Genomic DNA, 11,878 nt, shown 5'->3' on the forward strand with positions numbered 1-11,878 from the left:
GAGAAGTTTGTCTTAAATTTTTGTGATTTGTTGATTAATAATTGCACTTTGCAGCCATAAAATTGAAGATAAGAGTTTAAGAGCCTTTGTGGTCAGAAATTGTTGTTTTTGTAACGGTTTTGCCTTGCTTTGGCGTATACCCTATTAACGGAATAAGACCGTTGTAGGTTTATTAATGAATTGGATAAGTGGCTCACTACATGAAAGGAATTAAAATTAGCACATTGCCTAAATTGGCTAGTCGTAGTGTGGCGGTAATTTTGGGCTTTGGTATTGCGGCAGCGCAAGCTGCACCTATGAGCCTGTCTGACTATGTGGCCGACGCGATTAGTGCCAATCCATTAGTGTTAGAACAGGTACATATTTTTCGTCAGGCTCAACAAGATCAGGCCATTGCCAGAAGTGGTTGGCGCCCTAGCGTGGACTTACTGGCAACGGCAGGCCGCTACGAGGGTGAGTCGCCAACGGTCGTAGGGTCTCAAGGGCAGCAAAAGACAGATTATGACAGCGCCCAAGCTGAGCTATCTATAACCCAAAATATTTTTAATGGTTTTGATACCCGCAATGGTACTAAACAGGCAGATGCTGGGGCCGTAGCAGCTTTGTTTAATCTTTATGATACCGCTGATAATGTCGCCTTAGATGCTGTTCAAGCTTATATCGAAGTTTTAAAGCAGCATCGCTTGTTAGTTCTTGCGCAAGAAAACCTCCGTTCGCATGAAGAAACTTTAGTTAAGATTACTAAGCGTAGCCAATCTGGTGCGGGGCGGCGATCGCAGCTTGAGCAGACCGAGGGGCGGGTGGCGCAAGCCAGAGCTGGATTGTTGGCGCAGCGGAACAACTTAGAAGATGCGTTGACCGAGGCTCATCAATTACTTGGTCGCTATGTGGTGCCAGAGGAATTTTCTGAGCCGGCTATGCCCGAGCGTTTGAGTGAAAACTTAGATGCCTTGACGGATGCGGCGTTAATTCAACACCCAGCCTTAAAGGTGGCCAAATCAAATATCGAAGAGTCGATATTTGACCAAAAGCGCAGCAATAGTAAATATTATCCTAAGCTGGATCTGACCTTGGCTCAGGAGGTTGGGCAAGACTTAAACGGTATTCCCGGTGATACTGAGGAATCAAGCGTTGTGCTAACGCTAACCTACAATTTTTATAATGGCGGTGCCGACCGCGCAGAAAAGTATCAGAAGATCAGTAAGGTTCATGAGCATCAACAGTATTTTGGGCGGGTACGCCGGCAGATTATTAATGCACTACGTTTAGCGTGGATGGGCGATAAATACCTGCATGATCAGCTTAAATATCTGCAACAGCATGTTATTCAGTCACAGAAAACCATGGTGTCTTACCAAGAAGAGTTCTTTATTGGTCAGCGTGATTTAATTGATTTACTTGATGCTAAAAATGAGCTGATAGCCGCTCAGAATAGTTATGCAACTGCTTATTTTGATGCACTAACGGCGCGTTACCGTATTCTTGAAGGTAGCGGTAGATTGTTTCAAGGGCTTGGCCTCAACCCGGTTATTGAAGATGACAATCTAGTGGTGGCAAAGGTTCATGCTAAAGGCAAAGATAAAATGCCCTTAGATTGGGATAGGGATCAGGATGAGGAGTTAGACAGGCAAGATCACTGCGATAATACCCTAAGTCTCGTTAGGGTTGACCAGCGTGGGTGTGAAATAAAGGCGCCAATAGCCGCTCCTGAGCCCGCAGTGGCGAGTGCGATCGATGTGGGGCTAAAGGCGGTTGATGACCGTTTAATTTTAGATGAAGGCGGTGTTGTTGAAATAAGTCATGCGAGCTTACTTGGTAACGATGTTGCTGGAAAAGATCGTACATTGCTATTTAAAGCCTATACTCAACCAAGAGTCGGCAGCTTAGCTTATAACTCCGATGATAATTTAATTTATAGGGCGGCTGAAGGCTTTGAGGGCATTGATACCTTTACTTATGTTGCAAGTGACGGAGAGGTAACAGATACAGCAACCGTTACTATTTCTGTGCGTTCTGGCCAGGCTATCGATTTCACTAAAGCCTACTATGTAAATTACTTGTTTGACCAAAGCGTCTTAACTCCGGAATCTAGCGGTGTGGTTGGCCGAATTATTACTGCGCTTAAGAAGCAACCCACTACTAAAGTAACAATCAGCACCTATACTGACAGTCTAGGCTCCGATGCTTATAACTTTAAATTATCGTTGCGCCGCGCTACTGCAACACGTTCTATGCTAGTTAATGCGGGTATTTCAGCCTCACGAATACAAATTTATGCGGGCGGCGAAAGTAACCCACTGGCCGATAACGCGACAAAAAGTGGTCAGGCAATTAATCGCCGTGGAGAGTTTACATTCCAAACTCGCTGAGCGTGGAATGAATAAGCCAGAGTGAGAATTGGCGAGGGGCCACAGGTGCCGCCTTGCCATTCTACAAGGAGGGATGTTGTACGCTTTATTTTGCACCTTACAGCATAACTTCTGCGCAAAATTGCTCTGCGTTTACCTCGGTGTAGATTGGTGAGTGCTGCTTGGGTCGATATTGGCCGGCGCCGATCTCCATTGCCTGTCTTTGCTTACGGTCTTGTTTCATTGCTTTTGTTGGCGGTACCGGTTTTCTCGCAGTCAATGGTGGGTGAAAGCCAGCTTTTAAGGCTGCAACAGGATTATGGTGATGAGGCTAGGCGGCGTGGCGTTGAGCTAAAGCAGTTGTTGGCTTCTTTAGCAGATGCCACCGATCAGCAAAAATTATTTGAAATAAATCAATTTTTTAATCAGTTTGCCTACGTTGATGACGCTACTTTGTGGCGTGAAGCCGATTACTGGTCTACACCAGAAGAATTTATTGGCATGCGTCAGGGAGACTGTGAAGATTTTGTTATTGCAAAATATTTTGCTTTGCGTGAGGTGGGTATTAGTGAAAGCAAATTGTTTTTAACCTATGTTAGTGCTGTTAAGTTGAATGTCGCCCATATGGTGCTGACCTACTTTGAAACCCCCAATAGTATTCCGCTCGTTTTAGATAATTACGATGCTCGTATTTTACCCGCTAACCAACGCAGTGATCTGCTGCCCGTCTATAGTTTTAATGCTCGATCGTTTTTTTTGACTGATTTGACAGCCGGCCTGGGACGACAGTTGCCGGCCGACCAGATTAAAAACAGCAAGTGGACTGAGCTATTAACGAATTTGCGAGAGAGTCCTGTTCAATGACTATGTATAAAAAAATTGCCTTATTAGTATCTACAGGGTTCATCATGCTGTTGGTGCTGGTTAGTGTAAATAACTTCCAGCAATCCAGTCGCTTTATGCGTGGGCAGTTACATACCACGGCGCAAGATACCGCGACGGTTCTTGCGGTAGCGATTTCCAGCGCCAATAAAATTGATGATCTAGCGGCAATTGAAGCCTTGGTTAATGCGGTCTTTGATAGCGGGTATTACAGTCGGATTAGGTTGATGGCTAATGACGGAAGCACGTTTTACGAAAAAGTAAGGCCACTTTCTACACGCGGCGTTCCCGATTGGTTTTTACAGTTGGTCCCTCTAGATACCGCTATTGGCACAGCAGGATTGATGCAGGGCTGGGCGCCGAGAGGCGAATTGGAATTGAGTCTACATCCAGGGTTTGCCTATGCGAGCTTGTACGCACGTCTAGTTGCTATGCTGAAATGGTTTGCCATTATTTTTTCTGGGGTGCTCATCGTTTTGTGGTGGGTGCTTCATGTATTGCTGCGGCCTCTTAAAAGCGTGTATTTGCAGGCAAACGCAATTCAAAGAAATGAATTTATTCAGCAAACAGTGCTACCTAAAACGCGGGAGTTTCGCCGAGTGGTGGAGGCCATGAACAGGGTGTCGCTCAATGCGAAAACGAGTTTTGAAGAGCAGCAAGATGTGTTGTCGCGCTATGAGACCTTGTTGTACCGCGATGAGTTAACCGGTTTGCGAAACCGTCGATTTTTGTTGACGGAATTAGATCGATTAGTATCAGAAACGGCGGCTTTTAATGGCTATATAGTGATTGTTAAAGTGGCTGGATTGGCCGCATTGCGTAGTCAGCAGGGCTACGAAGAGGCTGATAATATATTGCAGAGCGTTGCTCAGGTGTTTACCCATACCCTTGGCGAGCGCTCACAAGATAAAGTTGCACGAATCAATCAAGATGAGTTTGCCCTGCTTCTCACGACAGATAAAGAAGGGGCCGTGGCAATACTTGATGATATCTTTGCTCAAGTAGAGTCTCAGCAATCGGGATTCGGTGAGCCAGCCCATTTGGTGGCAGGTGTTGTTGCTTTACACAGTGGTTGTGTAGCGAGTGAGTTGTTGTCGGAGCTGGATTTATTAGTGGTTCAGGCGCTTGCGGCTGGGCCTTACCAGTATTGCTTTTCTGAGGTGGCGCATTTAGCGCTGCCACAGGGTAAAACACAGTGGCGGGGATGGATTCAACGAGCCCTTGATGGAGGCTTGCTGTTCCTTGTAGCGCAGCCGGTATATGACTCAAATCAGCGAATACTTCACAAGGAGGTGCTGGTACGACTTGTTGATCAGCAGGGGGGAATGGTGCCTGCGGGTGTTTTCTTGCCCATGGCGCAGGAGTTGAATTTGTCGCTGCCAATTTATCGAGAAGTAAATAGGCTGCTTAAAACCCTTGCTGTGGGTGGCTTTTCAGGACCACTGGCGTTGAATTTATCGGACCTATTTATTCAAAATGAAGGTGCGATGGGGGAACTGAAGGACATCTTACACTTATTAAACAAGGCACCCGGTTCGCTATGCGTTGAGGTCTCACATGAAACCATGCACAATTACCCTAACCAGTGTCATAAGGTGGCAGCCTTGGTTAAAGATTTTGGGCAGGTATTTGGTATAGATCAGCTTGTATTAAGTATGCCAATGGATGCGCTCATGACCTTTAGCCCTAGTTATGTCAAAGTGAGTGCACGTACTTTAGAAGACTTTAGTACCGATGAGACGCCTGATGGCTATAAAGCGCTCCGTAATTTAACGCGAACATTAAATATTCGACTTATTGCGGTTGGTATACAAGATCAATCCTTGCTTGAGCATGTATCAACATTGGGTGTTGATGGTGTTCAAGGTAATTTGCTAGGAAGGCCAGAGAAGATTGTATGACTCAAATAGAGCGCGCTTACGACCCTTTGCTTAATTGCCTAGTTATCTTTTCTCGTTTATACAACCGCCCTGTTTCTGCTGATGCCTTGGTGTCGGGCTTGCCTGTTGAGCCCGGTGAGCGAGGTCCTGAACTTTTCTCTATTGAGCGCTCTCGAGGTATGTTTCAGCGGGTCGCTAAGCGAGCGGGCTTTGCGTCACGCTTGATTAAGCGTGATTTGTCTGAAGTCTCAGATTTGCTGCTGCCCTGTATTTTGGTACTGGAAAATCGGGATGCCTGTATTCTTGAGAGTATCGATCACGGGGGGCGCCGCGCTCGGGTGATTTACCCAGATGTAGACGATGGTGCTGAGTGGGTCGATTTAGAAAAACTGAATGCCTCCTATATGGGGTTTGCGTTTCTGCTCAAGAAAGTATTCAAACAGGAGTCGGCAACTCGAAAAACGTTAAATGTAAAGCGGGGACATTGGTTTTGGGGCACGCTAAAACGCTCTAAAGATGTCTTTGTCAGTATTATTGTCGCGTCAGTTGTTATTAACTTTTTTGTTATAGCAATGCCGCTGTTTACCATGAATATCTACGATAGGGTGGTGCCTAATGATGCCTTAGAGACCTTGTGGGTTCTGGCTTTAGGTATTCTCGTGGTGCACCTGTTTGATATGGGCTTAAAGTTTTTAAGGGCGTATTTTATCGAGGTGGGCGGCAAAAAAAGCGACATCATTATGTCGTCGATTTTGTTCGAGCAAGTGCTCAATCTTAAAATGTCGCAGTGGCCGCGAAGTGTTGGCGCGTTTGCGAATAATTTAAGAGAGTTTGAAAGTATTCGCGCGTTTTTCACGGCCTCAACCTTAAGTACGCTTGTTGATTTGCCGTTTACTATTTTGTTGCTTATCTTGGTGGCCTATATTGGTGGGCCTATTGTGGTGGTGCCAATCGCCATTATAGTGCTGCAGTTGTTGTACAGCTTTTATGTTACCAAGCCGCTTAGAGAGAGCATTGAAGCAACCTTTGAAGCCTCATCAAATAAAAATGCTCATCTCATTGAAAGTCTTCATTCTATTCAAACTATAAAAGCTTTGGGTACAGCTAGCCATTCCCAGTGGGTATGGGAAGAGTCGTCTGGAGCCATTGCTCATAAATCAATGCGAAGCCGTCTGCTGTCCAACTCTGTTGCAGTGGTGACCCAATTCCTGATGCAGGTGAACACCGTCGCAATTATTATCTTCGGGGTTTACCGCATTGGTGATCAAGATCTGTCGCTAGGTGGTCTGATTGCATTGGTTATGTTGTCCTCGCGGGCAGTCGCACCGGTTGGCCAAGTGGCAACGTTAATATCGCAATACCAGCAAACTCGCGCGGCTTTTGCTTCACTGGATGAAATTATGAATATGCCAGTTGAGCGTCCTGAAAATAAACAATATGTTCGCCGGCCCCGATTTGATGGGCACATTGAATTTAAAAATGTGTCGTTCTCTTATCCCGAAGCAGCTCAGGCATCATTGTCGGATATATCTTTTGAAATACAGCCCGGCGAACATGTCGGCATTATTGGCAAAGTTGGCTCTGGGAAAAGTAGCTTAGCTAGATTGTTAATTGGTTTATATGAACCATCCGGTGGCTCTATCTCAATAGATGGCATTAATAGTAACCAGATCGATCCTGCTGATTTGCGCCAGCACATAGGGTACCTGTCACAAGATATTCAGCTTATGCGTGGCACGATTCGAGACAACCTGATTTATCGAGATCCACAAGTTGATGATGCGCAGTTGCTTAAAACGGCTCGCCTATGTGGTGTTGATCAATTTGTTAACAAGCTGCCTTCTGGGTTTGATACCCAAGTTGGTGAGCAAGGTGCCTGCTTGTCTGGCGGGCAGCGGCAGGCCATCGCGCTCGGTCGTGCCATGTTGCTTGATGAGCCAATTCTGGTACTGGATGAGCCAACAAGTAATATGGATAACTCGACAGAGTTTGCTATTCGCAAGCAGCTGTTTGAGCACACACGAGATAAGACCTTATTATTGATTACCCATAAGGCCGTGATGTTAGAGTTAGTTGAGCGCTTAATTGTGGTAGAAGATGGGCGGGTTCTTTTAGATGGTCCCAAAGCCCAAGTTGTTGCGGCACTTAAGAAATTAGGGAAATAAGCGAGCGCTATCATGCCGAAACATCAAATTAAAAAGTCACATGCGGATAGTGATTTAGCCTATATGCGCAGCTTGTCGGCTGCGGTTATTCAGCGTTCTCCCAAGCATTTGATGGTTGTGCTGGGGGTTATTGCGGGGCTGTTTTTTGTCACGTTAGTCTGGATGGCCTTGGCCAAGGTCGATGTTGTTGTTCGTGGTTCTGGTAAGGTTATTCCTGCCCGTCAAGTGCAACAGGTACAAAGCCTTGAAGGGGGCGTGGTTGCCGAGATTTTAGTTCGTGAAGGGGCGTTGGTAGAAGCGAATCAGCCCTTACTTAAATTGAGTGATGTGGCTTTTTCTAGCTCTTTTGAAGAAAACCGACTTAAGTATTACGAATTGCTTGCTCGTAGTATTCGTCTACGAGCAGAAGCTTACGATGAAGAATTTAAAGTGGGTAAAGAGTTTCAGGCCGTTGATGATGGTTCGGATCTTATGCCTGAGGTTCTTGAGTCTGAGCGCAGCTTATATGATAGTAATAAACAGCAGTTTATAGAGACCTTGGGTATCTATGAGCAGCAAGTAAAGCAAGCGCAACGCGGTTTGGAAGAGGCGCAGTCCAAGGTGCGGCAGTTGAGCCGTGCACTGGGCTTGGTTCGCGAAGAAATTAAAATTAAAAAGCCCTTGGTGGATGAACGAATTATTAGTGAGATTGATTTCTTGCAGTTACGCCAGCGTGAGGCTGAGCTAGAGGGTGAGCTAGAGATTGCTAAAATTTCTATTTCGCGCCTCAGGGCATCTATTGAAGAGGCAAAGGGGAAGTTAGGGCAAATTGGTTTTGATTTCCGCAATGAGGCTAAGCGTGAATTAAATGAGGTCTTAGCTGAAATTTCCCGTATTGAGCAGACCCAGGCTGCCTTGGGTGACCGGGTGAGAAGAACAACACTTCGTTCGCCAGTGAAGGGCGTGGTTATGCGCTTACACGCTAACTCCATTGGTGGCGTTGTTAAGCCGGGTGATCAAGTACTTGAGATTGTTCCGATAGGTGATGCACTGCTAGTTGAGGTGAAAATTAAACCCGCCGATATTGCTTTAATTCAAGTTGATCAAGAATCTAGGCTTAAGTTTTCGGCGTACGACTTTGCTATTAATGGGAGTCTGTCCGGCAAAGTAACTTTTGTGAGTGCGGACACTATCACAGATGAAAATGGCGTAAGTTTTTATATTGTACGAGTAAAGCCATCGCAGCCCTATATGGGTACGCAGACGGGATTAATGCCAATTAAAGTGGGTATGACCAGTGAGGCTGATATTGTTACCGGTAAAAAGAGCATACTTACTTACCTGCTGAAGCCAATTAATCGTGGCATGCAAAAGGCCTTAACGGAAAATTAGATGACAATTTGTGTGTATTCTCGGTCAAACGCATTCTCCCAGCATATTGGCTTGGCGGTGACGGGGCGTCCGGTGGTATATCAAGATACTCTTCTTGGGCCAGCATCAGATGCGAGCCCTTGTATCGATATTATTCATGCAAGTTCCTTCTCGCCAGAGGCAGTTGCGGCCTTTCTAAAAACGGCCTCTTCGGGTGATCGGCGGCTTGCCATTGCTGACGATATACCCAGTGCTACGGCGTTGCTCGGTTATACCCAAGGTGGTGCTTTAGCTTATTGTAATAGCTATATGGCGAGCGACCATTTTCGTCAGCTCTTTGCTTTGTTAGATAATGGGGCTAGTTGGTATCCGCCAGTGATGCTGACAGAGATATTTAACTTGGCTCGTAAAAACATGGCTTCCGACCAGCCTTTGAGTCCATTGTTTGATGCTTTAACAGACCGTGAGCGTCAAGTGGCGTTGCGGGTCGCAGAGGGCAAGAGCAATAAAGAAGTTGCAGTAGACTTTAATATTACGGTGCGAACCGTAAAAGCTCATTTATCGAATATATACGAAAAATTACAAGTGAAAGACCGCGTGGCCTTGTTGATCTATTTGCAACAAAACGGCATTCACTAGCTTTTCTCGTTTTCCAATCTCCTTTTAATGGCAAAATCCGCATTTTAGCCATCTTTTTTCATAATACTGTACCTGAGTGCAATGCTGAAACTTGAATGAGTTGCTACGCTAGTAGGATCACGTTCAAGGATTTCGTTATGTTAAGCAAAGCAGTCGGATTTATCGCAGAGTTAACCGGTGATGTCACCATTCGTGGCACAGATGGCGTTACACGCGTCGCCAGCCTGGGTGATACGGTCCGCGAGGGTGAGTTAGTTGTCACCGGCCTAAACTCTTTGGTTCTTGTGTCATTCTACAATGGCAACCAGCTGCATGTTATCGCTGATGCTGCGGTCATGCTGGATGAAACGGTTTCTTTTGATAGTGGCAGCTATGATGACGCACAAGTAGACCAAGTGCTGGCATTGCAGCAAGCGATCATCGACGGCGTGGATTTGGCAGATTTTGAACCGACGGCGGCAGGCTTGGAAGGGCAAGACGGCAATGACGGTTTGCAACAATCGGCTGATTTCCAGCGTGATGGCCGTGAAGGCCTTGTCGATACTCGACTACTTCCTTTTGAGCGGAACGATAGTACCGACCAGCTTGATAATTTCTCTAACGCTGATGACCTTTTGCTTAACCCTGTCGAGGATAACCTTCCTACTGTAAATGCGACCATCATTGTCGACCCTGTCACTGCTGATGATGTGGTGAATGCCGAGGAAGCGGCAGCTATCGTCGATATTACTGGCTCCGTGGGTGGAGATGCGGTTCCCGGTGATACGGTTAGCGTTACCATTAATGGCACTGACTACTCCACCACGGTACAAGCCGACAATACCTTTAGTATTCCCGTATCTGGTGCCGATCTTGCGGCAGGTACTAGTTTTGATGCAATAGTGACCGGTAGCGATACCTTAGGTAATCCGTATACAGCCACAACCACTTCAACTTATGGCGTAGACATTGATGCCACAGCAACCATTACACTGGACCCAATAACTAGCGATGACATTATCAATGCCAGCGAGGCCGGTCGTGAACTTGAGGTTGGTGGTAGCGTTAGTGGTGATGTTGCGGATGGCGATACGGTTACTCTTCAAATTGGTGACGTCTTTTATGTAACGACAGTGCTTGATGGCCGTTATTCCGTAACCGTGCCTGCCGCCGCAGTCGCTAACTTGAACGATGGAGTGGCTATTGGCAGTGTGTCGGGCACCGATTCTGCCGGTAACCCTTTTGAGGCTACGACGAGTCGTCCTTTCACCGTTGATACCGAGGCTACGGCAGCTATTACCGTTGACCCAGTGGCGACGGATGACATCATCAATGCCACTGAGTCTGGTTCCGACCTCGAGATTAGCGGTAGCGTCTCAGGCGATGCCACGGTAGGTGATACCGTTACAGTCACTATTGGTGGCACCACCTACAACAGTACTGTGAATGCTGATGGCACGTTCTACAGCGTCACGGTACCTGCAGCAGATGTCGGCGCATTGGCTGATGGCAATATTACTGCTTCAGTGACAGGCACCGACGAGGTCGGTAATAGCTTCACGGCTAATGCCACACGCCCCTTTACCGTTGATGATGCAGCTTCAGCGAGTGTCACGATCAACACCATTGCTGGCGATGACATCGTCAATGCCATCGAGTCTGGTTCTGATCTCGAGATTAGCGGCAGCGTTTTAGGCGATGCAGCCGCTGGTGATGTCGTTGCAGTCACTATCGGTGGCACCACCTACAACAGCACCGTGAATGCTGATGGTACGACCTACAGCGTCACGGTACCTGCGGCAGCGGTTGGCACATTGGCTGATGGCAGTGTTACTGCTTCAGTGACAGGCACCGACGAGGCCGGTAATAGCTTCACGGCTAATGCCACGCGTCCCTTTACCGTTAATGATGCAACTTCAGCGAGTGTTACGATCGACACTATTGCTGGCGATGACATTATCAATGCCATCGAATCTGGTTCCGACCTCGAGATTAGCGGTAGCGTTTCAGGCGATGCCACGGCAGGTGATGTCGTTGCAGTCACTATCGGTGGCACGACTTACAACAGTACTGTGAATGCTGATGGCACGACCTACAGCGTCACGGTACCCGCAGCAGATGTCGGCACATTGGCTGATGGCAGTGTTACTGCTTCAGTGACAGGCACCGACGAGGCCGGTAATAGCTTCACGGCTAATGCGACACGTCCCTTTACCGTTGATGATGCTGCTTCAGCGGGTGTCACGATTGACACCATTGCTGGTGATGACATCATCAATGCCATCGAATCTGGTTCCGACCTCGAGATTAGCGGCAGCGTTTCAGGCGATGCCGCGGCAGGTGATGTCGTTGCAGTCACTATCGGTGGCGCGACCTACAGCAGCACTGTGAATGCTGATGGCACGACCTACAGCGTCACGCTACCTGCGGCAGCGGTTGGCACATTGGCTGATGGCAGTGTTACTGCTTCAGTGACAGGCACCGACGAGGCCGGTAATAGCTTCACGGCTAATGCTACGCGTCCGTTCACAGTTGATAGTTCGTCTGCAGCAACAGTTTCAATTGACGACATCACGGCGGATGACGTTGTGAATGCGTCGGAAGCGGGCGGCAATATCGATGTGACGGGCACGGT

The 11,878-nt window shown here is 47.2% G+C and carries 7 protein-coding genes; all 7 read left to right on the plus strand.

Annotation, left to right across the window (positions count from 1 at the left end):
* Positions 1-200 precede the first annotated feature (200 nt).
* Positions 201-2,369: a TolC family outer membrane protein gene (locus AELLOGFF_RS15115; RefSeq protein ID WP_159269746.1), complete on the plus strand. Its 2,169-nt coding sequence runs from the start codon at positions 201-203 to the stop codon at positions 2,367-2,369.
* 150 nt (positions 2,370-2,519) lie between these two features.
* Complete coding sequence (locus tag AELLOGFF_RS15120; protein WP_200842746.1) at positions 2,520-3,212, plus strand: transglutaminase-like cysteine peptidase; 693 nt, start codon at positions 2,520-2,522, stop codon at positions 3,210-3,212.
* Positions 3,209-5,131 carry a LapD/MoxY N-terminal periplasmic domain-containing protein gene (locus tag AELLOGFF_RS15125; protein ID WP_159269747.1) on the plus strand — a complete coding sequence of 641 codons (1,923 nt, stop codon included), beginning with the start codon at positions 3,209-3,211 and terminating at the stop codon, positions 5,129-5,131. Before AELLOGFF_RS15120 ends, AELLOGFF_RS15125 begins: the two co-directional genes overlap by 4 nt.
* Entirely contained in the window at positions 5,128-7,275 is a 2,148-nt protein-coding gene (locus AELLOGFF_RS15130) for a type I secretion system permease/ATPase (RefSeq protein WP_159269748.1), read from the plus strand. Before AELLOGFF_RS15125 ends, AELLOGFF_RS15130 begins: the two co-directional genes overlap by 4 nt.
* 12 nt (positions 7,276-7,287) lie before the next feature.
* Positions 7,288-8,646 carry an HlyD family type I secretion periplasmic adaptor subunit gene (locus AELLOGFF_RS15135; protein WP_159269749.1) on the plus strand — a complete coding sequence of 453 codons (1,359 nt, stop codon included), beginning with the start codon at positions 7,288-7,290 and terminating at the stop codon, positions 8,644-8,646.
* The gene (locus AELLOGFF_RS18110) at positions 8,647-9,264 is read left to right on the plus strand and encodes a helix-turn-helix transcriptional regulator (protein WP_159269750.1); all 618 of its coding nucleotides are present in this window, start codon (positions 8,647-8,649) and stop codon (positions 9,262-9,264) included. It abuts the gene before it with no gap.
* A gap of 137 nt (positions 9,265-9,401) precedes the next feature.
* Positions 9,402-11,878 (plus strand): retention module-containing protein (locus AELLOGFF_RS15145; RefSeq protein WP_159269751.1); only part of this gene is annotated, 2,477 nt, incomplete at its 3' end.

It is taken from the genome of Zhongshania aliphaticivorans, from assembly GCF_902705875.1.
GTDB classification, from domain to species: domain Bacteria; phylum Pseudomonadota; class Gammaproteobacteria; order Pseudomonadales; family Spongiibacteraceae; genus Spongiibacter; species Spongiibacter aliphaticivorans_A.